Origin of the sequence: Streptomyces sp. CB01881, from assembly GCF_002953255.1 — a bacterium.
Lineage (GTDB): Bacteria > Actinomycetota > Actinomycetes > Streptomycetales > Streptomycetaceae > Kitasatospora.
Genome location: NZ_CP026498.1, coordinates 2,072,733 through 2,099,186, shown reverse-complemented (window position 1 = coordinate 2,099,186; position 26,454 = coordinate 2,072,733). Strand labels below are relative to the sequence as shown.

Annotated in this window: 13 protein-coding genes and 1 pseudogene; 10 read left to right on the top strand and 4 right to left on the bottom strand. The window is 76.4% G+C overall.

Going from position 1 to position 26,454, the window contains the following annotated elements; translation table 11 throughout:
* Window positions 1-2,861 (bottom strand): annotated as a pseudogene (locus C2142_RS09160) (hypothetical protein); the annotation flags it as partial.
* Between the two features lie 216 nt (window positions 2,862-3,077).
* On the opposite strand from C2142_RS09160, the gene C2142_RS09155 reads away from it, so the two are divergent.
* The 8 genes from C2142_RS09155 to C2142_RS09120 all read left to right on the top strand — a co-directional run bounded on the left by C2142_RS09155 (window position 3,078) and on the right by C2142_RS09120 (window position 21,450).
* On the top strand, window positions 3,078-3,938 hold the full coding sequence (locus C2142_RS09155) for a DUF4132 domain-containing protein (protein WP_148641931.1): 861 nt from the start codon (window positions 3,078-3,080) through the stop codon (window positions 3,936-3,938).
* Window positions 3,935-9,124 carry a hypothetical protein gene (locus tag C2142_RS09150; protein WP_153882762.1) on the top strand — a complete coding sequence of 1,730 codons (5,190 nt, stop codon included), beginning with the start codon at window positions 3,935-3,937 and terminating at the stop codon, window positions 9,122-9,124. The genes C2142_RS09155 and C2142_RS09150 overlap by 4 nt, the downstream gene beginning before the upstream one ends.
* Window positions 9,121-10,323, top strand: a complete 1,203-nt coding sequence (locus tag C2142_RS09145; protein WP_148641930.1) for an AAA family ATPase — start codon at window positions 9,121-9,123, stop codon at window positions 10,321-10,323. Before C2142_RS09150 ends, C2142_RS09145 begins: the two co-directional genes overlap by 4 nt.
* A gap of 4 nt (window positions 10,324-10,327) precedes the next feature.
* Window positions 10,328-14,329, top strand: coding sequence for a DUF5682 family protein (locus tag C2142_RS09140; protein WP_148641929.1), 4,002 nt, complete (start codon window positions 10,328-10,330; stop codon window positions 14,327-14,329).
* Window positions 14,326-16,344: a hypothetical protein gene (locus C2142_RS09135; protein ID WP_241002465.1), complete on the top strand. Its 2,019-nt coding sequence runs from the start codon at window positions 14,326-14,328 to the stop codon at window positions 16,342-16,344. Before C2142_RS09140 ends, C2142_RS09135 begins: the two co-directional genes overlap by 4 nt.
* 149 nt (window positions 16,345-16,493) lie before the next feature.
* Window positions 16,494-16,961: a MarR family transcriptional regulator gene (locus C2142_RS09130; RefSeq protein WP_148641928.1), complete on the top strand. Its 468-nt coding sequence runs from the start codon at window positions 16,494-16,496 to the stop codon at window positions 16,959-16,961.
* A 250-nt stretch (window positions 16,962-17,211) separates the two neighbouring features.
* Window positions 17,212-18,756 carry a lipase maturation factor family protein gene (locus C2142_RS09125; RefSeq protein WP_148642300.1) on the top strand — a complete coding sequence of 515 codons (1,545 nt, stop codon included), beginning with the start codon at window positions 17,212-17,214 and terminating at the stop codon, window positions 18,754-18,756.
* A 207-nt stretch (window positions 18,757-18,963) separates the two neighbouring features.
* Window positions 18,964-21,450, top strand: a complete 2,487-nt coding sequence (locus C2142_RS09120; RefSeq protein ID WP_148641927.1) for a hypothetical protein — start codon at window positions 18,964-18,966, stop codon at window positions 21,448-21,450.
* Between the two features lie 233 nt (window positions 21,451-21,683).
* On the opposite strand, the gene C2142_RS09115 is transcribed toward C2142_RS09120, so the two are convergent.
* The 3 genes from C2142_RS09115 to C2142_RS09105 form a co-directional block, all read right to left on the bottom strand.
* Window positions 21,684-22,292, bottom strand: a complete 609-nt coding sequence (locus C2142_RS09115) for a hypothetical protein (RefSeq protein ID WP_148641926.1) — start codon at window positions 22,290-22,292, stop codon at window positions 21,684-21,686.
* Between the two features lie 312 nt (window positions 22,293-22,604).
* Entirely contained in the window at window positions 22,605-23,621 is a 1,017-nt protein-coding gene (locus C2142_RS09110; RefSeq protein WP_148641925.1) for a lytic transglycosylase domain-containing protein, read from the bottom strand.
* Window positions 23,622-23,735: 114 nt separating this feature from the next.
* Window positions 23,736-24,482: a helical backbone metal receptor gene (locus tag C2142_RS09105; protein ID WP_148642299.1), complete on the bottom strand. Its 747-nt coding sequence runs from the start codon at window positions 24,480-24,482 to the stop codon at window positions 23,736-23,738.
* Between the two features lie 271 nt (window positions 24,483-24,753).
* Between C2142_RS09105 and C2142_RS09100 the strand changes: the two genes are divergently transcribed.
* The gene (locus tag C2142_RS09100; RefSeq protein ID WP_148641924.1) at window positions 24,754-25,164 is read left to right on the top strand and encodes a hypothetical protein; all 411 of its coding nucleotides are present in this window, start codon (window positions 24,754-24,756) and stop codon (window positions 25,162-25,164) included.
* A 190-nt stretch (window positions 25,165-25,354) separates the two neighbouring features.
* Window positions 25,355-26,443, top strand: a complete 1,089-nt coding sequence (locus C2142_RS09095; RefSeq protein ID WP_148641923.1) for an ABC transporter substrate-binding protein — start codon at window positions 25,355-25,357, stop codon at window positions 26,441-26,443.
* The last annotated feature ends 11 nt before the right edge of the window (window positions 26,444-26,454 follow it).

The window sequence follows — 26,454 nt, the reverse complement described above, 5'->3', positions numbered from 1 at the left end:
GCTGCCGCGTCGAGCCGCTCCCGGCCCTCGCGCAGCCCGGCAACGGCGGCTTCGAGCTCCCCGGCCGCCCTCTCCGCCTCCCGGCGGGCGTGCACCGACCCGGCGCGTGCCCGGGTCTCCTGGGCCTCGGCGCTTCGCCCGCGGTCCTGGGCGGCCGCCAGGCGGCCCTTCCTGGCTGCGGCCTCGGCGGCGATCCGTGCCCGGGCGTCCACCGCGAGCACCTCGGCCCGCACGGAGCGCCCCACGGCGGCGAGTTGGTCGTCGAGACCGGCCCGGCCGCTGTCCAGTAGCTGCAGGATCTCGGCCTGGGACCGGCCCCGTTGCTCCTCGGCGGCCCGCCGGTCGGCCGAGGTCTGCAGCAGGCGGCGCAGTCCGCCGCGCAGACCGCCTTCGACGGTGGCGGGGGTGTCGTGCCGGGTGGCCAGGGCCTCCACGTACTGGCGCTGCTGTTCTGCGACTTCGCGCTCCGCGGCGAGGTCCGCCCGGGCGGCGGCCAGGTCCCGGCCGGCCTGGCGGAGCCGCTCCTCGGCGGACCGGTGGGCCGTGGTGGCGGTGGCGGTGGCGAGCGTGGCCGCCGCGGTGGCCTGTTCGGCCTCGCGCAGCCGGTCCCCGGCCTCGGCGTCCCGCGCCCGGGCGGCCCGCAGCGCGGACCGCAGGTGCTGGATGCGCTGCTCCGCCGCGGATGAGTCGACGGTGTCCAACAGTGCGGCCAGGCCGAGGCGTTGGGTGCGCAGGCGCTCCACCTCGGCCTGTGCGGCGCGGAACGCCGCCACGGCCTCCGGCCAGGAGGGCACCGGCTCGGCGGGGCCTGCGGGCTCGGTGGGGCCTGCGGGAGCGGCGGCGGCGCCGGTCCGGCTCCGGGTGCGCGGCGGCGCCGGGGGGATCCAGCCGCTGAGGACGGCCTGCATCCCGCGAAGCGGCGGCAACCCCAGGGGAGTGCGGGCGGCGTTCTCCTCGGGGGGCAGCCGGCCCCACCAGAACCGGTCGACGAACTCCTTGCGGTTGGTCTTGTTGCCGAGCACGGCGGCGATCAGCCCCCACGCCGGGGCGCCCCTGAGCAGGGCCGAGGCGAGGTCGGCGAAGTGGCCCTCGTCCGGGTGCCAGTGCTCGGCGAGTGCGCCGAGGCCGGGCAGTTCGGCGGTGATGTTCTCGACCGCGCCGTTGTTGGAGGAGGTGACCACGATCTCGAAGCCGGTCAGCCGGGGGTCGAGCGCGGCGACGTAGCGCGCATGGACGCCCTGGCGGTCCTTGCCGTACCACGGGCGCCCGGTGAACGCCCGCTCCGGCCGGTCGAACTCGGCCATCAGGGCGGCCCGTTCGACCACGAGGGCGGCGACGAGGTCCCGCAGCATGGTGGTCTTGCCGGTGCCCGGCGGCCCGTTGACGGAGAACAGGCCGCCGGTCGTTCCTTCGCGGGCCTGGAGCAGCCGGTTGACGGCGAACTGCTGGCTGAGCGCCAGGGGGTGGCGGGCCTCGGCGGGCCAGCGTCCGGCCGGGGTCAGCACGGGTCGGACGCCGGCGAGGACGGCGGCGCGGTCCTCGCGGACGTCGGTGCGGTGGGCCGGGTCGAGCTCCCCGCCGGCGCTCAGGTAGGCGGTCAGGGCCGGACCGAAGCCCTTGTCGGAGGCGGCGCGGACCCTGGCCAGGTCGGGCGGGAGCAGGCTGTTGAGGAAAAGCTGGCCGACGGTCGCGGACGCCCGGGAGTCCTTGGGGCGGCGCACCAGGCGGCTCCTGATCCGGATGGTGGCCGGGTCCAGGAGGTGCTGGACGCCGCACAGGTCGGCGATCTGGGCGGTCAGTGCCACCAGGTCCGCGAAGGAGACCGGCCGGGGGCCGTCGTCCTCCCCCGCGCCCGGGGCCGCCGGTTCGTCGTCCACCGGGACCGCGGCCGGAACTGCGCCGCCACCGGACCGGGTCGTGGTGGCGCTGCCGTCGCCCGGCGCCGTTGCGGCCCCCGCGCCGCCGGCGCCCGCCGGGGCTCCCGCGTCCGCCTGCGCGGTCCCGCCGGTGCGGTCCCGGGCGGCCCGGCGCGCCTCGACCCAGTCGACCGTCCGCCGGACCAGCGGCTCCACCGCGCCCTGGGCGGCCGCGCCCGCGACCTCGCCGAACAGGGCGGCGAGTGCGCCGACCGCCGCGCCGCCGAGGATCTCGGCGACGAGCCGCTGCCAACCACTCCCGGAGCGCCCGCCGTTCGGGTCCGCGCGGGGTCGGGGAGCCCGGTCGTCGGTGGGCCGGCCGGAGTCCCGGAAGGCCGCGGCGGGCGGCCCGGGCCGCTGGGACTCCGTCCAGGCGACGTGCGGGATCGGTGTCGCGGTGAGCTCCCGGACGGCCAGCCCGAACGCCTCGTCCAGGTCCTCGAAGCCGTCCAGCCAGCCGTCGGCCGACGGCCCGGGGTCGAAGAGCCGCCCGGCCGCCCAGGCGCAGGCCGACACCACCGGGGTGTCCTCGACCAGGCGGCCGTGCTCGTCCAGGACCAGCGCGTACATCGCGCTCTGCCCGTTCAGCACCAGCTCCCGTGCGGGCACGCCCGGGTCCGGGTCGGTGCCGTGCGGCAGCGCCGCGATCATCGCCTGGCGCAGCCGCTCCAGCTCGAACACCCCGCCGTAGACCTCGTGGCGCCACATCTTCCCGCGCGGGGCGAGCCGGGCCGCCGTCACCGGGTGGCCGGGCGCCCAGGGCAGCAGCGGGCGCGGCTCCCCGGGGACCGGGGTCAGGTCGCACAGCGTCTCGTCGGCACCGCCGGACCGGCCGGTGCGCCGGCGGCGGGGCGCGGGGATCGGCGGCGGGCTGAACAGCTCCACCGCCCGCCAGCACTCCAGCAGCGCCTCCTGGCGCCGGGTCTCCGCCCGTCCGGTCCCCACCGATTCCCCCGTGCCGACCTGGCGGCCCGGAGCCGCTTCGTGTGCCGATCAGATTCCGGGCGAATCTACCGGATCGGGGCCGGAACTTCCCATCGTTCACCCGTTCGATGGGTTTGGAATCGAGCCTGCCCGGAGGCGGTCCCCCGGCCGACGCGTTGTCAGTGTGTCCCGTTACGTTCCTCGCATCACTGACCAGCAGCTGGGAGGAGAGCGGCCGTGGCGTGGGTGGAAGCGGGAACGGGCGGCTACCAAGTCGCGCTCGACGAGGAGGGCAAGGTGGTCTGCCGCAACGCGGCCGGCCGCCAGTTGAAGTCCGTCCCGTCGAAGCTGAACGACGATCCGGTGGTCACCGGACTCAGGCAGCTCACCGAATGGCTGGCCGCGCACCGGCGGCGCTGTCTGGACGACGCCGAGCGGTGGATGGTGCGCTCGCTGCCGGTGCCCGCCGCCGTGGTCACCGCGGTCTGGGCGGACGAGGCCTGGCAGGAGGTCCTGCGCGACCTGGTGGTCACCGGCGCGGACGGTTCGGTCGCCGGGTTCCTGCGCGGGGCCGACGCCGAGCGCGGGCTGGGCCTGGTCGACCTCGACGGGGACACCGTGCGCCTCACCGACGCCGAGATCCGGATACCCCACCCCGTCCTGCTGGACGACCTGGACGAGCTGCGCGAGTTCGCCGTCGAACTCGGCGTCGCCCAGCAGGTCCAGCAGCTGTACCGGGAGGTGTGGCACCGCCCGGCCGGCGCCGACGCGCCCGGCACCGAGGTCACGACCTACGCGGGCGGCCGCTACAAGGAGCTGCGCGAGCTGCTCGGCCGCTGCGCCCGGCTCGGCTACCGGGTGCGCGGCGGCCACGCCGTCCTGCCGGTCGTCGAGGGCGGCGTCGCCCTGGAGGCCCGCGTCTGGGTCGGCGACTACTACGAGTACGACGAGTGCGAGACCGGCGCACTCAGCTGGACGGGCCCGGGCGGCAAGGTCCTGCCGCTCGCCCAGGTCGGGCCGGTCGCCTGGTCCGAGGGCATGCGGATGGCCGCCGCGCTGCACGCCGGCCGCACGATCGAAGGGGAGGAAGCCGCATGACCACCAGCGCCACCGACACCGGCCGCACCGAGAGCGGCGGCACCGGTACGACCGGACAGCCCGAGCGCCTGCTGGACGCCGGGGCGGTGCTCCCGGCCGGCACGCTGCCCGGCGCCGGGCAGCCCGACAGCCCCGCCGACGTGCTCACCGCCCGCAGCTACGCCCACCCCGCGCTCGACGGGCGCCGGATCGTCCGGCTGGTGCCCGGCGCGCTCGGTCCCGCCGAGGACCTGGCGGTCGAGTTCCTCGGCCTCAGGCCCGCGGAGGAGCCCGTCGAGGTCGGCCAGGTCCGCCAGGAGGCGCTGGGCTTCCCCGCCTGGGCGCTGGTCCACGACCCGGCCAACGGGCACCACGCGCTCGCCCTGGTCAAGGAGATGGAGCGGCTCGCCCGGCAGGCCAGGTCCAAGCCCGGGCACGCCAAGGACGGCTTCGAGGCGCTCGCCGTGCGCCTCGGCCGCGCCGTGCCGCACTTCCTGCCCACCTACTGCGAGGAGGTCGGCCGGATCTTCCTCGAACAGGGCAACCAGACCTACGCCGGCACCTTCTTCGGCAAGGCCCGCGAGGCCGAGCGCACCCACAGCCTCACCGTGGACGAGGAACGGCTGCGCGCCGTCTTCCTGGAGTTCGCGCTGGCCGGCGCGCTCACCGTCAAGTCGCTGCGCCAGTACGTCAAGGAGCTGAGCACCCGGCTCGACCCGCTCACCGCCTGGCAGCGGTTCCGCCAGCTCTGCACCGAACGCTCGGCGGCCGGCATGGCCCCCTACGCGGGCGTCGCCGAGGACGCCCGCGCCCTGATCCGGGCCGCCGGGCTGGACCGTACCGAGCACGAGGGGGCGCTCCTCGCCGAGCTGCTCGCCTCACCCGCCGTCAACCGGGCGCCCGGCGCGTTCTGGAAGTCCTGGCACGGCGCCGTCATCGACCTGGGCCGCAGGGACGAGGCGGTCCGCGCCCGCCTGCTGGAGATCCTGCCCGACCCGGCCGGCACCTCCGACCGCAACGCCCAGGACGCCTCCTGGCTCGCCGTTCTCGCCGAGAGCGGCGCCGAGCAGCTGCTCACCGGGCCGCGCACCGCGCCCGCGGAGGGTGCCGGGCCCACCGATCCCGCCGACTGGCTGCGGAGCTGGTGCAACCACGTCGGCCGGGGCTGGAACAACGACAGCCCCGGCTCCGAGACCATCGCCCTCGCCGGCCGGATGACCGGCCGGCTGCGCGCCGACGGCGTCCCGGTCGACCTGCTGACCGGAGTGCGGCGCAGCACCGTCCAGCTCGGCGTGCTCGACCTGCTGCTCGCCGAGGGCGTCCCGGTCGCCGACCCCGCCGACGGCCTCTCCCTCGACCTCTCCGCCTGGGTCGCCCGGTCCGGTCCCGACAGCCGCACGCTCGCCGCGCTCGCCGCCGACCCGCGGTTCCGGCCCGCGCTGCGCGCCGCCGTCCCCGGCGCCTGGGACGCCGCCGTGGCCCGGCAGGTGCCCGCCCTCCCGGTGCTGCGCGAGCTGTTCGTCGAGTGGTCCGACGCGCGCGCCGACGAACTCCTGGCCGCCCGCGGCCTGGCGAACGCCGCCGACCTGCTGCGCGTCCTGCGGACCAGCCGCACGGCCATCCGCAGCGAGAACCCGGCCGCCGCCGAGCGGATCGCCGGGCTCGACGTCACCGGCCTGCTCGCCCGCACCCTGCGGGCCGGCATCCTCGACGAACTCGGCTGGCCCGCCCTCGAAGAGGCGCTCCGCAGGCTCGGCGTCGAGTCGGGCACGGCACCCGGCGGCCCGGCCGGCCGCCAGCTCCCCGAGGGCCTGTACACCGAGGACGCCTGGCCGCACCTGATCCTGGCCCGCAAGGACCAGGTCGTGGTGGCCGGCCCGCAGGGCATCGTGCTGGAGCACACCCTGCGGATCCCCGACAAGCTGGAGCGGTGGCAGCGGCCCCGGCTCCGCTACGTCGACGACGAGCTGCTCGTCGCCTGGTACCGGGACGGCAAGCAGCACGCCTACTGGTCCGGTCGCCCGGCCGAGACCTTCGTCCTCGGCGGCGAGACCATCGTCCGCTACTACGGCGGCAACGACGAGCCCGGCGTCCCGTCCCTCCCGCTGCCCGGCGGCGGGCGGACCACCGGAGAGCGCCCGCTGCACGCCGGGGACACCCGGATGCCCGCCGAGCACCCGGTGACCGGCGACGGCACCGGCCACTGGACGGTCCGCCACGGCCGCGGCGGCGGCCACCTCACCGAGCTGGACCCGGCCACCGGCACCCTCGGCCGCGCCGCCGAGCCGCCGCGGATCGCCGCCACTGCCACCGCCGGCCGGCTCGACGTGCAACGCACCCGGCTGCTGCCGATGCAGCCCGGGCTGGAGGCCACCCCGCTCGGCACCGACGGTGCCGCGCTCGGCAGCTGGGTCCGGGTCGACGGAGGCCGCGTCACCACCGGTACCGCCGACGGCACCACCCTCGTCCTGGCCGGTGACGGCACCCACGCCCGGCGCTTTCCGGTCGGCCGGCTCGCCCTGCCCGGCGGCGCCCGCCCGCTGGTCGTCGAGGAGCGCGGCGGCGGCCTGGCCCTCGCCCTGCCCGGCGCCGCCGAGGCCCGCACCGACGCCGACCCGGCGGGCGGAACCCACGCGGACGGAACCACCGGAGGCACCGTCACCACGGCCGACGCGGACACCACCGCCGACCTGAGCGTCTGCCGTCCGGGCGGGCCGGCGGCCGCCGGCACCGCGTACGTCCCGCCGCTCGTCCACTGGCACGCCCTGCGGCCGCGCGACGAGGAGGGCTCGCGCGTCCTGCGCGCCGTCACCGACCAGCAGGCCGCCCGGCTGATCGACGCCGCCTGGCCGGTGGACGTCGAGCCGGTGCCCGCCGACGAGCAGCGCTGGCTCACCGTCCAGGGCGCCCGCCGCCTGCTCGCCAACGGCAAGAAGTCCCGCAGCAGGGTGCCCGTCACCGCGGTCGGCGAGGCGCTGCCCGGCGTCTCCCACCCGCTGCTGCGCGCCGGCGTCGCCGGGCTCGCCCGGGCCGCCGCCGACCTGCTCGACCGGGTCGCCCGGTTCCTCCCGCAGCCCGAGGCCGAGGCACGCCCCAAGGCCGACGCCGCCCGGGCCGGCACCGCGTACCAGCCCGAGCACGGCCGTGACCACGAGCTGCGCCAGGCCGTCGGCGTCCTGCTCCCCGACCTCGGCGGCTTCGGCCCGTCCTGGGGGAGCAACGGCGGGTGGCTGTCCCTCAACAACCTGCGCACCGTCACCGCCGTCCTCGCCGCCCCGCCCGCGGTGCCCGAGGGCGGGGAGGGCTGGTCCGCCCCGCTCCAGGTCCGGCTGCTCGGCGACGACAACCACCACGGCTGGCTCCACCTGCTCGGCCGGCTCGGCACCCTCGCCTACGCCGCCGCGGCCCCGCTCACCGGGAGCGCCGAGCGGTCCGCCCTCGTGCTGCTGCTCGACGAGTTGACGAAGGGCCTGCTCGCCGACCGCGGCGCCACCCTGCGCGAGATCACCCTCAGCGAGCCGCTCAACGAGGCGGGCCGGGAGCACCGGCACAAGAAGCGCGCCGGGCAGGTGCTGCGGCACGGCGACCGCACCGTCGTCGTCCTGGGCTGCCGCCACCACCACGGCGACCGCGTGCACTGGCTCGCCGTCGACCACGACCCGAGCGGCGCGTTCGGCCCCGTCGCCCACTTCACCACCGTCGAGGAGCGCAACACCGAGGAGCGGATCAGCGCTGCGTGGCTGGCCGGGTTCCGGCGGGTCCTGGCCCTGCGCGGCGCCACCACCCGGGAGCCGGACCACGCGGCCGACTTCGCGGCGCGGACCGGCATCGGCACCACCCGCGCCACCCTGCTGCTCAGCCCCACCGGCACCCTCTTCCAGTGGTACGGCAACGTGCTGCCGGCCGACCGGCTCAAGGAGTACGGCCTCAGGAACGCCGAGGCCAAGGCCGCCCGCGACTGGCTCCGCGACCGGGACCGGACCGCCCTCGCCGACGTCTGGGCCGCGTTGCTGCCCGCCGACCCGGAGCGCCTCTGGACCGAGGGCCCCGACACCGCCGCCGGCGCGGCCCGCTGGACGGAGCTGTTGGGCACGCTCGTCACGCTGCCCGAGGACGCCCAGGCCATCGTCAGCGGCGCCTCCATCGGCCACATCGAGGCGGTGCTCAACCCCGCCCGGACGCCCTGGCTCAGCCGCACCACCGGCTACCGGGTGCGCGCCGACGAGGACGGTGGCGCGGTCCGCCTGCGCGCCGACGACCCCGCCGCCGTGCCCGGAGGCAACACGCTCGCCGGGACGGTCGACGCCCTCCGCTGGCTGGCCTACCACCTGCCCGCCGACAGCCCGCTGCGCCCGCTGCTGCCGCAGGCCGTCGCCGCACTGCGGGCCCGCCTGGCCGACCCCGGCCTGCTGCTGGACCACGACCTCCATCTCACCCTCAAGGACCAGAAGCTGGCCGCCGTCCTGCGCACCCGGTACGGGCTGCCGGCCGAGGGCGGCGCCGACGCCGACGGCCTGGTCCGCTGTGGTGAGGCACTCGTCCTCGCCCCCGGCGGCGGCGAGGACGAGTGCGTCTGGCTGCGCCCGGCCGGGCTCACCGGCGCCGACGACCCCCTGCTGGAGCTGCTCGGCGGGCTCTCCGCCAGCTACTGGTTCGCCGGCGAGCGGCGCGCCCTGGAGGCCGTCCTGAGCGGCGAGCTGGAGCGGCTGGTGTCGCTGCCGGAGGCCGGGCCCGAGGGCGGGGCGCCGACCGGCTGGGCGCAGGACCCGCAGCTCAGCGTGCCCGACCTGGTCGCCGAGGCGGCCAAGGCGCACGGCCTCGGAGAGGACGCCGCCGCGCTCTACCTCCAGCTGCTCGCGCTGCCCGATCCGACCGACCGCAACGTCGCCCGATGGACCGGCTGGAAGCCCGCCCGGCTGAAGCGGGCCCGCGCCGAACTCGCGGCCACCGGCCTGGTGCTGGAGGCCAAGCGGGCCCGGGCCGGCCGCAGCCTCTTCCTGCCCGGCGGCTGGCAGGAGGCCAAGGCCCCCGGCCTGCCCGCCGAGACCTGGAAGGCCGGCCTGTACGAACTGCCCACCCACCACACCGTCCTGCCGCACCTGTCCGTCCCGGAGCTGTTCGCCCGGGCCTGGCAGCGGATCGGCGACGGCGACACCCCCGGCTACGAAGAGCTCCGGACCAGCAAGCGCAGGAAGGCCCGCCGATGAGCACCACCGAGACCGTGAACACCCACCCCCCGGCCGCCGGGCCCCCGGCCGCCCGGACGGCGAAGGCCGGGGCGGCGACCCCGACGCGGCAGAGCGTCCCGGCGGAGGAGAAGTACGCCGCCGAGCTGGAGTTCCTGGCCGCGCACGACTCCGGCCCCCGCCCGCCGGGCTGGCGGCTCACCCCGCGCGCCGTCGTCACCTTCGTGATGGGCAGCGCCGGCGAGAAGCTCAAGGCCGGGCGGAAGAGCCTCGCCGTCGAGCAGAAGTTCGTCGGTGAGCGGGCGCTGGTCGAGCGCTGCGTCGTCACCCTCGCCGGCGAGCGCGGCCTGCTGCTCGTCGGCGAGCCCGGCACCGCCAAGTCGATGCTCTCCGAGCTGCTCGCCGCAGCCGTCTGCGGCACCAGCGCGCTCACCGTCCAGGGCACCGCCGGCACCACCGAGGACCAGCTCAAGTACGGGTGGAACTACGCCCTGCTCCTCGCCAAGGGCCCCAGCCGGGAGGCGCTGGTGCCCTCGCCGGTGCTCACCGCGATGACCACCGGCGCCGTCGCCCGGGTCGAGGAGGTCACCCGCTGCCTGCCGGAGGTCCAGGACGCCCTGGTCTCGCTGCTCTCCGAACGGCGCATCGCCGTCCCGGAGCTGGCCGGCACCCCGGACGGCCAGCTGCACGCCGCGGCCGGTTTCACCCTGATCGCCACCGCCAACCTGCGGGACAAGGGCGTCAGCGAGATGTCGGCGGCCCTCAAACGGCGGTTCAACTTCGAGACGGTCGGCCCGATCGGCAGCCTCGCCGCCGAGGTCGAGCTGGTCCGCCGCCAGTCCACCGCCGCCGTCGCCCGCGCCGGAGCGCCGTACGCGGTGGACGACGCGGTGCTGGAGGCACTCGTCACCGCCTTCCGTGACCTGCGCACCGGCCGCTCCACCGAGGGGTGGGACGTCGAGCGTCCGTCCACCGTGATGAGCACCGCCGAGGCCGTCTCGGTGGCCACCGCCCTCGGCGTCTCCGCGGCCTACCTGCCCGACGGCGGCGACCTGCTCGGGCGGCTGCCCGGCCAGCTGATCGGCGTCGTCCGCAAGGACGACCCGTCGGACGCCGCCCGCCTGCTGGGCTACTGGGACGGCCCGGTCCGCCGCCGTGCGGAGCAGGGCGCCGGCACCTGGCGCACCCTGTGGGACCTCCGCTCGGCACTGGAGGCGTGAGGCGATGACGACGAGCAGCGCGGTCCACGCCCACGGAGCGGACGCCGACGACCCCCGCCGGGTGCCGGCCGACCCGCGGGGGGTGGTGGAGTCGGAGGCGGCCCGGCTGGCCGCCTCGGGCACCGCCACACCCGGGCCGTACCTGATCGGGGTCCGGCACCACGCCCCCTCGCTCAGCGCGGTCGTGCCCGCGCTGCTCGACGCCGCCCGCCCCGAGGTGGTGCTGGTCGAGCTGCCCGCCGAGTTCCAGCCGTGGCTCGGCTGGCTGGCGGACGAGTCCACCGAGGCGCCGGTCGCCCTCGCCGCCGCCCCCGGCGGGGCCGGGGGCGGCGCGGGGGAGCACGCGGGTGACGGTGCGTCCGGGCTCGCCTTCTACCCGTTCGCCGACTTCTCCCCGGAGCTGGCCGCGCTGCGGTGGGCCCGGCGCAACGGCGTGGAGGCGCTCGCCTGCGACCTGCCGCTCGCCCACCGGGGCCAGGGCCGTTCCGCCCACGCCGACGGCCCGGCCGACGCACCGGGGGAGGGCGGCCACCCCGGGGTCGCCGACGCGCTGCGCCGGCGGCTCACCGGCCGCGACGACGACGAGGACCTCTGGGACCGCCTGGTCGAGACCGCGGCCCCCGGCTCCACCCCGGAGGCCGTCCGGCGCGCCGCACTGCTGGTCGGCTGGGCCATGCGCCACGACGCCGCCGCCCGCACCGGCATCGACCGGTACGACCTGCGGCGCGAGGAGTGGATGCGGGCGCGCATCCGGGCCGCGGCGGCGGGCGGGCGGCGGGTCGCCGCCGTGGTCGGCGCCTTCCACGCACCCGCGCTGCTCGATCCGCTGCCCGACCCACAGCCAGATCGGCAGGCCGACCCGCAGGACGGTGTAGAGGCCGAGGCGCAGCCGGTGCCCGACGGCGGCCACGTGGTCTCGCTCATCCCCTACACCTACCCCCTGCTCGACGCCCGCTCCGGCTACCCGGCCGGCATCCGCGATCCCGAGTGGCAGCACACCGTCCTCGCCGCCGGCGGTGACCCGGAGCACCTCGCCGAGGCGCTCGTCCGCACCGCCGTCCGGATCTGCGAGGCCCTGCGCACCCAGGACCACCCCTCCGGCCCCGCCGACGCCCGCGAGATCGTCCGCCTCGCCGGCGACCTCGCCCGCCTGCGCGGCCTCGCCGCCCCCGGCCGCGGCGAACTGGTCGAGGCCGTGCAGACCGTCCTCGCCCAGGGCGAACCGCTCGGCCGGGGCCGCGCCGTCGCCCGCGCCCTGGAGAGCGTCCTGGTCGGCACCCGCACCGGTCGCGCCGCCCCCGGTGCTCCGCGCAGCGGCCTGGCGCCCGCCGTCGAGGCCCTCCTCGCCCGGCTCGGCCTCCCCGGCCCCGCCGACACCGCCGAGGCCGGACCGCGCGAACTCCGCCTCGACCCGCTGCGCTCGGCCCTCGACCGCCGTCGCGAGCTGCTCCTCCACCGCCTCACCGCCTGCGCCGTCCCGTACGCCGAACCGGTCGCCACCACCGGCGCCGGAGGCACCGAGACCCTGGGCACCCGCTGGCGCGTGCAGTGGACCCCGGCCACCGCGGCGATGCTCACCGTCGCCGGCACCCGCGGGGTGACCCCGGCCCAGGCGGCCGAAGGCGCCCTGCGGGAACGCCTGCGGCGCGAACGGCAGGAGGGCGGTCCGACCGCCCGCGAGGTCCTCACCGGCCTCGCCGAAGCCGCCGCCTGCGGCCTCCCCGTCCTCGCCGGCACCCGCCTCGGCCAGCTCACCACCGTCCTCCCCGAGACCGCCGCCCTCCCCGAACTCCTCGACGCCCTCGCCCTCCTCGACCGTCTCACCGCGGGCCACGTCCCCGGCCTCGCCCCGGACCCGTCCGGCCTGGTCGGCGAGGCCGGAGCGCTCGGTGACGCCGGCACGGCCGACGCGGCCGGCGCACCCGTGCCGGCGTTCGTTCCTCCGGTGGGCGGGCCCGGCGGCGGGGAGTCCGGTCCGGGCGACGGCGTTCGCCGGGCCGGGGCCTCCGCCTCCCCGTCGCCGGCCGGTCCGGTCGAGGGGGCCGCGGCCGCTGCCGACCTGAACCCGGTGTCCGGTGAAGCACTGGCGGCCGCAGGGGAGCTGCTGACCGCCGCCGCGGTGCGTCAGTTGGAGGGCCTGGGCGGGTCGGACGATCCGGCGGACGCCCGTGCTCTGGTGGAGCTCGCGCGCCGGGCCGACCGCTCGGGCGGGGTCCGGCTCGGCCGGACGCTGGCCGAACTCGCCGACGGGGGGAGCCCGTTGGTCCGTGGTGCGGCGGGGGCGGTGCGGGTGCTGCTCGGCCAGGACGCTCCGACGGCGTTCGGGGGCCGGGCCGCCTCGTGGGTCGACGGTGCCACCGGCCCCGAAAGCCGGTTCGCTCTCGGGCGCGCGCTGGTCGGGCTGCTGACGGCGGCCGAGGGGCTCTTCGACACCGCGCCCGAGGTGCTCGAACCGGTGCTGGAACGGGTCACCACGCTGACGGACACCGGGTTCCTGGACCGGCTGCCCGCGTTGCGCGGTGGCTTCGACACCCTCAGCCCGGCGGCCCGTGACCGGCTGCTGGTCCTGGTCGAGGAGCGGCTCGGCACCCGCCTGCACGCCCTGCCCGACGCCGTCGCGCCCGCGCTGCTCGCCGGCTGGGCCCGCGCCGACCTCGCGGCCCGCGCCGCCCTGGGCCGGCGCGGCCTCCTCCCGGAGGCGTTCGCCGCGACGCCGGACGCCACCCCCGTCACCCCGACCACCCCGACCACCCCGACCACCCCGACCACCCCGACCACCCCGACCACCCCGACCACCCCGACCACCCCCGACACCCCCGACACCCCCGACACCCCCGTTACCCCCACCACCCGGACCGACGCACCCGCCCAGTTCCTCGCCCCCGCCGAGCGGTGGCGGCTGCTGCTCGGGCGGCCGGGGAACGGCGGCCTCGCCGGACGGTCCGCCCGGCTCGCCACCGCGCTCGACGAGCTGTACGGCACCGGCCGCGGTGAGGGTTCCGGGCCGGGGCTGGAGGGCCGGGGCGGTGCGGGCGGCAACCGGGGCGGCCGGGAGGCGCCGTATCCGGGCGTACGGGAGTGGGGCGAGGAGTTGGCCGCGCTGTTCGGGCCGGGCATCCGGGAGGAGGTCCTGGCCGCGGCCGCGGCGCAGGGCCGGACGGACGCGTTGGAGGCGATCGACCCGGATGCCGTCCGCCCCTCCGTCGAACTGCTCCGCACCGTGCTCGAACACGCCGGCGGGCTGCCCGAGGCGCGGATCGCCGGACTGCGCCCGCTGGTTCGGCGGCTGGTGGACGAGCTCACCCGGGAGCTGGCGACGAGGCTGCGCCCGGCGCTGACCGGGATCAGCGTGCCGAGGCCCAGCCGCCGGCCGGGCGGCGGGCTGGACCTGGACCGGACGATCCGGGCCAACCTCGCCACCGCCCGCCCGGCGCGACCGGGGGACGAGCACGGCGGGACGGTGATCGTCCCCGAGCGGCCCGTCTTCCGGACGAGGGCCCGCAAGGCGGCGGACTGGCGGCTGATCCTGGTCGTGGACGTCTCCGGGTCGATGGAGTCGTCCACGGTGTGGGCGGCGCTGACCGCCTCGATCCTGGCGGGGGTGCCCGCGCTCAGCACCCACTTCGTCGCGTTCTCCACCGAGGTCGTCGACCTGACCGAGCGGGTGGACGATCCGCTGAGCCTGCTCCTGGAGGTCCGGATCGGCGGTGGAACGAACATCGCGAACGGGCTGAAGTACGCGCGTGAGCTGGTGACGGTACCGTCCCGGACGCTGGTCGCGGTGATCAGCGACTTCGAGGAGGGCGGCCCGGTCGGAGGGCTGCTCGCACAGACCCGGGCGCTGGTCGACTCGGGCTGCCGACTGCTCGGCTGCGCCGCGCTCGACGACACGGGGACGGCGCGGTACTCGAAGGCGGTCGCGAGCCAACTGGTCGCGGCCGGGATGCCGGTGGCGGCGCTCAGCCCGCTCGAACTGGCCCGCTGGGTGGGGGAGAAGATCCGATGACGGCATCGATGGAAGCGGGCACGACGTGGCCGGCGGTGCGGCCGGAGGTGGTCGCCGAGGTGGTCGGCGGGCTGTCGGCGCGCCTGCAGAAGCGGTTGGACGGTGCGGCCGCCAAGCTGGCCGCGCGGCCGGTGGAGCGCTCCGGCGACGACTGGCGGGTCGCGGTCGACGAGGAGGCGGAGCTGGTCCTGCACGCGCCGGGCGGAGTGGTCGTCGACCAGGCCGGCGTCCGCTGCGGCTGCCTGCTCGCGCCCGCCTGTGTGCACCGCGCGGCAGCGGTCACCGTCTGCCGGCTCGCGGAGGACGAACAGGAGCCCGTGCCCCCGGCGGACGCCACGGCAGCGGCCCCACCGGCAGACGCGGGTGGCGAACAGCCCCCGGCCGCCGCCCCCGGGCCGGAGGCACCGCTCACCCCGGCCGAGTCGGCCGCCGTCCGGCACCTGTACCGGGCCGCCGCCGCCGTCCTCGCCGCCGGCGTCGGCGGGGCGGGGGCGGTGGTCCAGGCGGAGCTGCTCCGCGCGGGGCACCGGGCCCGGCTCGCGGGGCTCCACCGGCCGTCGGCGGCGGCGGTGGCCGTGGTGACCAGGGTCCGCGCGGCACGCTCGGGCGAGCCGGACCACCGGCTCGCCGACCTGGTCGCGGCCGTGCGCGAGCTGCTCGAACTGACCACGGCCATGGTGAACGGCCACGGCGGCACCGCCGACCTGCGCGGCACCGCCCGGCAGACGTACGCGGAGGCGGGCGGCCTGCGGTTGTACGGGCTGTTCTCCGAGCCGGTGCTGACGGCCACCCACGCGGGGGTGCTCACCTGGGCGGTGGACGCCACCGGGCGGCTGAGCACGGTGGCGGAGGTCATGCCGCACGCCGATGCCACGGCCGCGGCACCGCAGGCCGTCGGCGCCGGCGGCCGGGCGGTCCGGCTGGGCGACGCGCTGCTCAGCCATCGCGAGTTCAGCCGCGCCGGGCTGGTCGTCCAGGGGGCGACCAGGTCCGCCGGCGGGCGGCTCGGTGCAGGGGCCTCCGTGAAGGCGGTCCGCGCGGCGGGTGCCGCGTGGACGGCGGAGCCGGCGGCCGGGCTCTGGGCGGAGCCGGCAGCCGCGCAGGTGGAGCGTGCCCTGTCGGCGGCGACGTCGCCGTACGAGGGCCGGCCGGCCGGGAGCGACCTGCTGTTCCTGGACGTCACGCTGCTCGGCGCCGCCCCGCACGGGGCGGCCGGTCCGGCGCGGCTGCTCGCCGACTGCGACGGCCTGGTGGTCGCGCTGCGCGCGGCGCACGACCACCCGGGCCTGGCATTCCGGGGCAATCTGGCGCTGCTCGCGACCGCGCCGGGGCTGCGGCTGCGGGTGATCGGCCGGCTGGAACGGGCCGCCCGCCCCGAACTGCGCCTGCTCGCGGTCGCCCCGGCCCCGGACGGGCCGGGACAGGCGGGGCCGCACGATCAGGCGGGCGTCCCGTCGCTGGCCCTGCCCGCCGACCGGGCGGGCCGGGTCAACCTGGGCCTGGAGCGGCTGCAGACCGCCGACCTCTCCCTCCCCGAACGCCTCGCCGGGCCGTTCCCGCAGCCCCACCCGGAGCCCCTTCCGGGGCCCGTTCCCGAGCGCCTGCACGACCCGGTCGGCCCCGTGGAGCAGGCCGGCCCGGACGTCTCGGTCCGGGCACCCGACGCACCCGACGCACCCGACGTCCCCGTCCACCTGCTCACCCGCCGGGTCGAGCAGGCCGTGACCGGCGGGCGGCCGGCGCTCGCCCTCGGCACGGGGAAGGCCGGGACGCTGGACGCGGACGGGGCACGGCTGCGAGCGGCGGGCCTCGCGACGGGGGCGGCGCTGCTGGGCGGGCTGCGCGCTGCGGCGGGGGACCAGCCGCGGGACGTGTTCGGCCGGGTGGTGGCGGACGATCACGAGGCGTTCACCACGGCGTGGCTGGCGGCGGCCTGCTACAGCGAGGAGCTGGCCTCGGCGCTCTGCGCGGGCGGCTGGGCGCGGCAGGAGGAGGAGGTGGCACCCGTCCTATAAGGAAAAGTACTTGTACAGGCAGGTAAACCGCGCCAAATGGCATACTTGGTGGATGGGAGACGTTCGACCGGTCGTCACACCATCGGCCCGGATCGGACACGGCACCGGCGCCGACACCAGTGACGGGACCGGAAAGAGAAGGGCGAGCCATGGGTATCCACGACGATGCCGCCGAGATCCGCGCCCGCGGGTGGCGTACGCTCGCCGCGCTGCACGGGCTCATCGACACGGCGCTGGAGAAGGCGTTGCAGGCCGAGCACCAGCTCTCGGTGGTCGAGTTCACGGTGCTGGACGCCCTCTCCCGACAGGACGGCTGGCACATGCGGATGCAGCAGCTGGCCCGTGCGGCGGCGCTGAGCAGCAGCGCGACCACCCGCCTGGTGACCAGGCTGGAGGACCGCGGCCTGCTCAGCCGCTTCCTCTGCGCGGACGACCGGCGCGGCATCTACACCGAGCTGACCCCGGAGGGACGCCACCTGCTCCAGGCCGCACGCCCGGTGCACGACGCCACCCTGGAGGCGACGCTGGCGAAGGCCACCGGGATTCCGGAGCTGGCCCCGCTCGTGAACGCCCTGGACGAGCTGGAGCCCACCCCCACCGCCCCGGCCACTGCCTGACCCGCCCGTCTGGCCCCGGCCTCACTGCCTGATCCCGGCCGCCTGACCCCCGTGCCGAACGTTCGGCCCGCCGGGGTCGGCCCGGCGCCGGGCGCCGGGTGTCGGACGCCGCCCGGCGCCCGAGGTCGCCGGCTTCCGCCCGCCGCCGGCTCGCGCCGCGAACGGGAAGGAGTGCCGCCCGGGTGAACCGCCCCCGCCGCACACCCGCGCGGACGCCCGGTAGCCCGGGCCGGTGGTAGGCATGGGCCGCATGGACTGGTTCGCCGCCCCCGAGTACTGGCTGAGCAGGCTCCTCGTGCAACGGCTGCTGGCCGCCGTCTACCTCACCGGATTCCTCGCCGCCGCCGCCCAGTTCAGAGCGCTGATCGGCGCCGACGGGATGCTTCCCGTGCCCCGCTACACCGCCCGGGTGTCGTTCCGCCAGGCCCCCGGCCTCTTCCACCTCCACTACAGCGACCGTTTCTTCGCCGCCGTCGCGTGGACCGGCGCCGCGGTCTCCGCCGGCCTGGTCGCCGGGCTGGGCGACGCCGTCCCGCTCTGGGCTTCGGTACTCCTCTGGGCGCTGCTCTGGGTGCTCTACCTCTCGATCGTCAACGTCGGCCAGACCTGGTACTCCTTCGGCTGGGAATCCCTGCTGCTGGAGGCCGGCTTCCTGGCCGCCTTCCTCGGTAACGACGACGACGCCCCGCCCGTCCTGGTGCTCTGGCTGATGCGCTGGCTCGTCTTCCGGGTCGAGTTCGGCGCCGGACTGATCAAGCTGCGCGGCGACAGCTGCTGGCGCGACCTGACCTGCCTGCGCTACCACCACGAGACCCAGCCCATGCCCGGCCCGCTCAGCTGGTTCTTCCACCACCTGCCCGCGCCGCTGCACCGGGTCGAGGCGGCGGCCAACCACGTCACCCAGCTCCTCGTCCCGGTGGGCCTCTTCCTCCCGCAGCCGGTCGCCACCTATGCCGCCTGCGTGATCGTGGCCACCCAGCTCTGGCTGGTCGCCTCCGGAAACTTCGCCTGGCTCAACTGGCTCACCATCACGCTCGCCCTCGCCGCCGTCGACCCCACCCGGCTCGGCCTGCCCGTCCACCCGCGCACGTACGGCGGCACCCCCGGCTGGTTCGAGGCCGTGGTGATCGCGCTGGCCGTCGTCGTCGCCGTCCTCAGCTACTGGCCGGTACGGAACCTGGTCTCGCGCCGGCAGGTGATGAACCGCTCCTTCAACCGCCTCCACCTCGTCAACACCTACGGCGCCTTCGGCAGTGTCAACCGCATCCGCCAGGAGGTCGTCGTCGAGGGCACCGACGAGCCGACCGTCACCCGGCACACCGTCTGGCGCGAGTACGACTTCAAGGGCAAGCCCGGCGACGTGCGCCGCCTCCCGCGCCAGTACGCCCCCTACCACCTGCGCCTGGACTGGCTGATGTGGTTCGCCGGCATCTCACCCGCCTACGCCCGGCCCTGGTTCCTGCCGTTCGTCGCGCGGCTGCTCACCAACGACCCGGCCACCCTGCGGCTGCTGCGCCACAACCCCTTCCCCGACGCCCCGCCGACCCACGTCCGGGCGACCCTCCACCATTACCGGTTCACCGATTGGCGCGAACTGCGCGAAACCGGAGCCTGGTGGCACCGGACGCCACTCCACGAGTACCTCGCGCCGGTCACCATCGACACCCTCGCCCGATCCGGCTACCGGCCGCCGCTCGGTCGGCGCACCCGGAGCGTGCCGGTGGACGGGCTGCGCCGCCGGCCCGGTCACCCGCCCGGCCCCGCCCCGCACCACCCGATCGGCCCTCCCGGGTAGCGGCCAGGCGGGCGGTGTGGCACGCGACACCGGTCCGTCGGGCGGTGGGTGCGTGCAAGGCTCGAACGGGCACCCGTATTCTTGGCCTCCACAACCGGTAGGCCGACCGCGCGCCCCCAGCCCCACCCGCCGGGGCCTCCGTGCGCACCCGGTCCGCCGTCCCCCTCGCCGCCCGCCCCGCCGCAGTCGCCCAGAACCGGACCTCACATGACAGTGCTTCACTCGCGCAACGCCGACGCGGCCGACGCCGCCGATGCCAAGGCCGCCGACGCCGCCACCGTGGCCGACGCCGATGCCAACGACGCCAAGGACGCCACGGACCTGGAGCAGACCCGCAGCCAGGCGGCGGACACCGACCTCCGCGAGGAACTCGGCCGCTACGCCGAACTCGGCGCCTTCACGCTCACCGCCGAGACCCACGCCTGGTACGAGGCCGTCGACACCGTCGCCACTCCCGAGGACGCCCGCGCCGCCTCCACCGCCCTCGCCGAGCTGCGCGGCCGCGACCTCCAGCAGACCTGGGAGGCCGTCACCGCCCTCGCCGCCGACGCCAAGCTCGGCGAGCCAGGTACCGTCGCCGTCGCCGCCCTGTTCGCCGAGACGCTCCAGCGCGTCCACCAGACATCGTCCACCCTGACCGGCGCCGCCTACGAGGCCGACCTCGACGCGCTCGTCGCCGCCACCGCGGACCGCGCCTGGCGCCGTGAGCGCGGCGTCAAGCTCTCCTTCTTCAAGGGGCGTGCACTGCGCAAGCAGGCCGCTGCGCTGGCCGCCGACGGCCGCAAGGTGCGCCCCGAGGAACTGCACGAGGCGCTCGCCTCCGCCGAGATCGAGCGCCGCGCCTGGGCCGTCCTCGCCCCGTCCGGCGCCCTGCCCGTCCCGCCGGCCGACGGCGCCCTGGCCGAGCGCACCGCCGCCGCCTTCGAGGCGATCGGCACCGGCCTGCGCGACCTCGCCCGCCTGCTGCCCGAGCGCGACCTCGACGCGCTGCCGTTCGGCGAGCTCATCGACCTGGTCGAGCGCCTGGCCGCCGACGAGGGCACCCTCTACCGCATTCCCACCATCCGCTCCCTGCGCACCTCCCTGGAGGAGGCCGGCCTCGGCGACCTGCTCGCCGAGCTCACCGCCGCCCGCGCCGACCGCCGCACCGCCGAGGCCGCCTTCAACGCCCGTCAGGCCCTGGCGGGCGGGCAGCGGGACGGGCTGACGGAGCGGGAGGACGCCGCCGAGGCGGAGACCGAGGTCGAGGTCGCCGGGCCGGAGGTTGACGCGGTGGCCGAGGCCGACGCCGAGGTGACCGAGGACGAGCAGCCCACGGCTGAGGAGCCCGTCGAGATCCAGCCCGTCGTCACCCTGCCGGCGCCGTCCCCCGCGGCGGACGACCTGGTCGACATCACCCCGGTGAAGGCCGCGGTGGAGGTCGAGCAGGCGGAGGAGGCCGAGGTCGAGGCCGAACCCCTGGCCGAGGTCGAGCCGGTCGTGGCCGAGGAGGTCGAGCCTGAGGTTGTGGAGCCGGCTGCTGCGGTCGAGGCCGAACCCGCCGTGGAGGCCGAGCCCAAGGCCGAGGTTGAGGCTGTGGCCGAGGTCGAGTCGGCTGTGACCGAGGTGCCGGAGCCGGAGGTTGTGGAGCCGGTTGCCGAGGTGGAGGCCGCGGCCGAGGTCACCGAGCCGGAAGCGGTCGTTGAGGCCGAGGCCGAGCTCGCGGTGGAGGTCGAGCCCGTCGCCGAGGAGACCGAAGCTGAGGCCGTCGCCGAGGTGTCGGAGCCGGTTGCCGAGGTCGAGGCTGTGGCTGAGGTCGAGTCGGTCGTGGCCGAGGTGCCGGAGCCGGAGGTTGTGGAGCCGGTCGCCGAGCCCGTGGCCGAGGTCGAGCCCGTCGTTGAGGCCGAGCCGGTCGCCGAGGTCGAGCCCGTCGCCGCCGAGGGGGTGTCCGAGGAGACCGAAGCTGAGGCCGTCGCCGAGGTGTCGGAGCCGGTTGCCGAGGTCGAGCTCGTGGCTGAGGTCGAGTCGGTCGTGGCCGAGGTCGAGCCCGTCGTTGAGGCCGAGCCGGTCGCCGAGGTCGAGCCCGTCGTCGCCGAGGGGGTGTCCGAGGAGACCGAAGCTGAGGCCGTCGCCGAGGTGTCGGAGCCGGTTGCCGAGGTCGAGCTCGTGGCCGAGGTCGAGCCGGTCGTGGCCGAGGTGCCGGAGCCGGAGGTTGTGGAGCCGGTCGCCGAGCCCGTGGCCGAGGTCGAGCCCGTGGCCGAGGCCGAGCCGGTCGCCGAGGTCGAGCCCGTCGCCGCCGAGGTGGTGTCCGAGGAGATTGAAGCTGAGGCCGTCGCCGAGGTGTCGGAGCCGGTTGCCGAGGTCGAGCCCGTGGCTGAGGCCGAGGCCGAGGCTGAGGCTGAGGCCGAGCCCGTGACCGAGGTCGAGGTCGAGCCGGTCGTGGCCGAGGAGCCCGAGCCGGAGGTCGTGGAGCCGGTCGCCGAGCCGGAGGTCCCCGCCGCCCGGGCCGAGAAGCCCGACTTCACGCCGGGCCGTCCCGTCACCGCCTACTCCGCCGACGAACTGCTCGCCGTGGTGCGGTGGGTGGACGGCGACGGTGTGGATCGCAGCGAGGAGGAGCTGCTGCGGGCCGCGATGAAGGAGCTGGGCTTCGCCCGGCTCGGCCCGCGCATCAAGGAGGCGCTGGGCGCCGCCGTCACGGCCGCGCGTGCCTGACGCTGACCGGCTCTGACCTGCCTCTGACTGCCTCTGACCGGCTCTGAACGGAGCAGCGGCAGGATCGTCGGTATCGCCCGCCGGATCGGTCAGGCGGCACGGCCGCGGGGCTGAAGGGTGAACGGAAGGCGGCACCACCGAGTTCGTACGGTGGTGCCGCCTTCCTGCATGTCCGGGGATCCGTGCAGGCCGAGCGTCGCGGGGTCGGCGCGGCGCCTCCGTGCTCCTCGGAGCTAGAAGTCCGGGCGGACTCGGAGCGCTGCCAGGGCGGAGGGCGCTCGGTCGGGTTGCAACGACCAGCCGGGCATTCCGCCCCAGGCAATGGAGAGGCGAAGGTACTCGACCAGGGTGATGCCCGGACGGCCATCGACTCCCCGGACGACGGGGTCGGCCGTCGCCTCCGCGAGGAGGATGTCGTGGGTCGAACCGCTGATGTTGGCCTTGTGCAGCTCGTCCGGGGCGAACTCGAAGAGGAATCCTGCTCCCTCCGATTCGGGACGGTCCCGCAGCGGCTCCCGATGCCCGTCCCAGCAGTGGCGCAGGTGCTCGACGTCCGGCAGTACCAGCGGATCCGGGTACAGGCCCGCGACGTCGTACTGGTCCCCCTCCGTCCAGGTCAGGTCCACCGCGGGACAGTCCCCGGCGAACACCACCCTGCCGACGTGGCGAAGACAGGCGTCGAGGGCGAAGGGCAGAGCACCGGCCTCCTCGGCCAGCGCATCCAGTTCGACGTGGTCGGCCGGCGTCGGCGGCTTGAGCGCATCCAGTCCCGCGATCGGGACCAGGCCGAGTTCCGCCGGCGCATCGCCGAGGCGACCGACATGACGGTGAACCCTGCGCATCGTCTCCGCTGCAACGGCCGCGCAGTCTTCGGACAGGGCATTGGGAACCGGCCCGAGGCGACGCATGTCCGCCCACACGGCCTCGTGGTCACCAGCGGCATATCGCTGTGCGAAGGAGGCATCCGGGGAGCCTGCCGGACGCGTGACCTGCGGTGCAACCTGACCTGTGCTGCAACGTGACCTGCGCTGCGAGCAGTCCCGTCGGCTCGCTGGTGCCGGGCCTCTTCCTGGCGCCGGCGTCAAGCGCTGTCGGCCCCGGGGCGACCCCGGGGCGGCGACGGGGCCCTTCAACAGACCGGGGAGCGTTCCCGCTCAGCCCGCCTTGTTCCAGGGCGCGCTGGACATCAGCGCCTTGACGCTGGCGACGTAGCCGGGGTTGGGGATGGCCAGGCTCCCGGTGGTGGTGCCGGTGGCCGGGTCGGTGACCGTGTTGTAGTGCACGTTGCCCGCGCCCGCGTTGTAGGCGGAGACGACCAGGTCGAGCAGCGGCGTCTTGCCGGTGGCCGGGTCGGGGGAGAGGTCGTACTTCCCGCCGAAGGAGGAGTCGCCGTAGTAGGCGACCAGCCAGTCGAGCAGCTGGGTGCCGAGCTGGACGTTGCCGGGAAGCGTCTTCGGGTCGGAGGTCGTCCCGAACTTGCTGTTCATCCAGCTCACCGTGGCGGGCATGATCTGCATGGTGCCGATGCCGCCGTCACAGGCGAGGATGCCGGACTGCCAGCCGCTCTCCTGCCAGGCGATCGCCTTGACCAGGTTGACCGGCAGGGGCGGGAGCTTGTCGGTGCCGCCGCTGCTGAGGTTGAGCGTGCGGGCCTGGCCGGCGGCGGTGGTCAGCGCGGTGGCGACGGCCTCCTTGGGCTCGTCGGGCTGCGGCTTGCTCGGCGTGCAGCCGCTCTGCAGCGGCGGGACGTGCGGGGTGGCGGGCGCGGGCGGCGGCGGGGGCGCGACCGGCCCGGGCTTGGGGGTCGGCGCGGGCGCCGCGACCGCCACCGGAGCGGGGGCCGGTGCGGCCTTCGGGGCGGGGTCGGCGGGCTTGGCGGTGGTGGGCTTGGCGCTGCTCGCCGAGGCGGTCGGGCTCGGCTTGGCGGTCTTGCCGGCCGTCGCGCTCGGCGAGGCGCTCGCACTCGGGGTGGCGGTGGCACTCGTCGTCGCGCTGGGCGACGCGGTGGCCGTCGGCGCGGTGGTCGGCGGGGCGTCCGTGACGGTGGCCGCCGCAGGTGCCGGCGTTCCCCCGGCGGTGTCGTCCGCCTTCTTGCTGCCGCAGCCCGTCAGCAGTGCGGTGGACACGGCCGCCGCCGACACCAGGACCAGCGCCTGCCGTGAAGCACGCACCTTCATGTTGTTCCGCCCCCCTGTGTCACCGGCCGTCCCGGCGAGAGGGCGACATCCTACGATGGTCGGATCACCGCACCGACCAGTGGGCCTGCCACGGGTCCGGCGCGCATCTCACCGCCGTTCGTGCCCGTGCACCGACGCCCGTGTCAGCTGCGCCGCCAGGAGCCCCGGCGCCTCCACCAAGGACGGTCCGTACCAGGTCAGATGCCGCCCGCTGACCAGCGCGGCCGGGACACCGGGGAACGCCTCGGGGCCGTCGTTCGCCGTGAAGCGGTACGGCTCGTCCGGAAGGACCACCAGGTCGGCTTCCGCGGCGAGCAGTTCGGGCAGCGGGACGGCGGGGTACCGCTCGGGGTGGCCGGCGTGGATCAGGTCGACGCCGAGGCGCCCGAGCAGGTCGCCGGCGAACGTGTCGCGGCCGAGCACCATCCAGGGGCGGCGCCAGATCGGCACGACGGCGCGGAGGCGGTCGGCGCCGGGCAGTGGCCGGACGCCGGCCCAGGAGGCTTCGGCGGCGTCGAGCCACGCCGGGCGGGGCAGGCCGCAGCCGGCCGTCAGGAGGCGGTGCAGCGAGGAGAACGCCTGGTCCAGCGTGCGGATGTCGGTGACCCAGACGGCCAGGCCGGCGGCCCGCAGCGCGTGGAGGTCGGGCCGGCGGTTCTCCTCGTCGTTGGCGATGACGAGGTCCGGGGCGAGTGCCGCGATCCGGTGGACGTCCGGGTTCTTGGTGCCGCCGATCCGCTCCACCGCCAGGTCGGCGGGGTGTGAGCACCAGTCGGTGGCGCCCGCCAGCAGCCCCGGGGCGGTGACGGCGACGGCCTCGGTCAGCGAGGGGACCAGCGACACCACCCGCCTCACCGGCCCCGGTCCGAGCGGCACGGGCAGCCCGAGGTCGTCCACGGGGGGACCGGAGGGATCGCGGGGCGGGAGAACGGTCTGCGGCACCCGCCCACCGTAAGGCCTGCCCACCCCCGCTCCGCCCGCCCGTTCCGCCCGCCCGTTCCGCCCGCCCGTTCCGCCCACTCCGCTCGGCACCGGCCGCCGAATCCCGTCTCCCGGCCCCCGCCTCCCGTTTCCCGCCTCCTGGCCCCCGGAGTGCCCGCGGCCGACGGTGGACTACCGTCAGCCCATGGACGACACCGAGCCGATGACCTTCCCGCCGCAGCCGGTCCGGGGCGTACGCGCGGTGTACGCCCGTCAGGCCGGCTGCCCCTGCGACCTCGCCGACGTCACGGTGGACTTCGAGCCCTGGGAGGAAGGCTTCGTCCTGGAGGCCGCGCGCGACGCCACCGTGATCGGCAGCCCCACGCCGGGCGAACTGGCCGGGTACCACGCGGCCCTGGCCGCAGGCATGCAGGAGGAACTGGCCGGGCGGACGGCCGCGGGCCGGGTGGCGGTGGCCGTCGTCGTGCACCGCACCGTCGTGCACGACGTCGACTCGCACGACCGGTCGTTCCACGCCGCCGGACGCATCGCGGTACGCACGGCCCTCGCCCGGCTGGACGGCCCGCCGCCCCAACCCCGGCCCCGCCTCGCCTGACCCCGGCGCCGCCTCGCCTGACCCGGGTGCGTCGGCCCGGCCCCGGCCCCGGCGCCGCCTCGCCTGACCGGCCCTGCCCGCGGCTCCGAACGATCCTCAAGTCCCGGGAACCGGGCGGGGGTGGCGGCCGACTACCTGGTCCGGGTTCGTAGGACGGGCCCGAGCACGACCATTGACCAGGAGAGTTCTCATGCGCCCTCGCGTGTTCTGCGGTATCGCGGCCGCTGTTGCCCTGTTCGCCACGGCGTGTGGGAGCGGCGGTGGAGGGAGCACGGACGGAAGCGGCGGCGGTGGCGGGCAGACCGCCGCCGCCGGCGGGTTCCCGGTGAAGGTGGCCGACTGCGCGGGCAAGGAGACCACGGTCAAGCAGGCGCCGAAGAAGATCGTCACCAGCAACGCCGCCGGCCTGGAGATGCTGCTCCAGCTCGGTGCCGGCGACCGCGTGATCGGCACGGGATTCCCGCCGGGCAAGGGCAGCCTGCCGGCGCCGATCGCCGAACAGGGCGCCAAGGTGCCGGTGCTGGGCGAGATGGGGATCGCCAAGGAGAAGCTGCTCGGCTCCGGCGCCGACCTCTACGTGGACGCCTTCGGGGCGATGCCGATGATGGGCGGCGCCGGCGCCGGGCCGAGCGAGGAGGAGTTCACGGCGGCGGGCATCCAGCACGTCTTCCTCCTCTCCACCGCCTGCTCCGGCACGCCCAAGGCCGCCAAGGGGCCGCGCACCGACCTCGCCGAGGTCGAGAACGACCTGCGCCGGCTCGGCGCGGTCACCGGCACGGGCGCCAGGGCCGAGGAGCTGGTCACCGGGATGGAGCGGACGGTGGGCGAGGTGCGCACCGCGACCGCCGCCGTTCCCGCCGACCAGCGGCCCGGCTACTTCTTCTTCGACTTCGACGCCGGCACCAAGCAGCCGGTCGCCGTCTGCGGCCGGCAGGTCGCCAACGCGGTGATCACCCTGGCCGGCGCGCGCAACGTGTTCGCGGACTGCGACGCCGACTTCAGGCCGGTCTCCTGGGAGGACGTCGTCGCGAAGAACCCGGACTGGATCCAGCTCGCCGTCCGCACCCGCGGCACCGAGGAGGAGACCCGCAAGGCCTTTGACGAGGCCGAGGCGTTCCTGAAGGGCTTCCCCGCGACCCAGGGCCTGAAGGCCGTCAAGGACGGCAGGTTCCTGCGGATCGGATCCGAGGTCACCACCATCGGCGGGGTCCGCAACGCCGACACCGTCCGGCAGATCGCCGCCACCGTGCACCCGGACCTCGTCAAGAACGGCCGGTAGGCCGTGACACC

What these genes read in the sequence shown, in the direction of transcription:
- C2142_RS09150 (WP_153882762.1), top strand. Translation starts at nt 3,935, where the DNA reads ATGACCACCAGCGCCACCGACACCGGCCGCACCGAGAGCGGCGGCACC.
- C2142_RS09145 (WP_148641930.1), top strand. Translation starts at nt 9,121, where the DNA reads ATGAGCACCACCGAGACCGTGAACACCCACCCCCCGGCCGCCGGGCCC.
- C2142_RS09140 (WP_148641929.1), top strand. Translation starts at nt 10,328, where the DNA reads ATGACGACGAGCAGCGCGGTCCACGCCCACGGAGCGGACGCCGACGAC.
- C2142_RS09135 (WP_241002465.1), top strand. Translation starts at nt 14,326, where the DNA reads ATGACGGCATCGATGGAAGCGGGCACGACGTGGCCGGCGGTGCGGCCG.
- C2142_RS09130 (WP_148641928.1), top strand. Translation starts at nt 16,494, where the DNA reads ATGGGTATCCACGACGATGCCGCCGAGATCCGCGCCCGCGGGTGGCGT.
- C2142_RS09125 (WP_148642300.1), top strand. Translation starts at nt 17,212, where the DNA reads ATGGACTGGTTCGCCGCCCCCGAGTACTGGCTGAGCAGGCTCCTCGTG.
- C2142_RS09120 (WP_148641927.1), top strand. Translation starts at nt 18,964, where the DNA reads ATGACAGTGCTTCACTCGCGCAACGCCGACGCGGCCGACGCCGCCGAT.
- C2142_RS09115 (WP_148641926.1), bottom strand. Translation starts at nt 22,292, where the DNA reads ATGCGCAGGGTTCACCGTCATGTCGGTCGCCTCGGCGATGCGCCGGCG.
- C2142_RS09100 (WP_148641924.1), top strand. Translation starts at nt 24,754, where the DNA reads ATGGACGACACCGAGCCGATGACCTTCCCGCCGCAGCCGGTCCGGGGC.
- C2142_RS09095 (WP_148641923.1), top strand. Translation starts at nt 25,355, where the DNA reads ATGCGCCCTCGCGTGTTCTGCGGTATCGCGGCCGCTGTTGCCCTGTTC.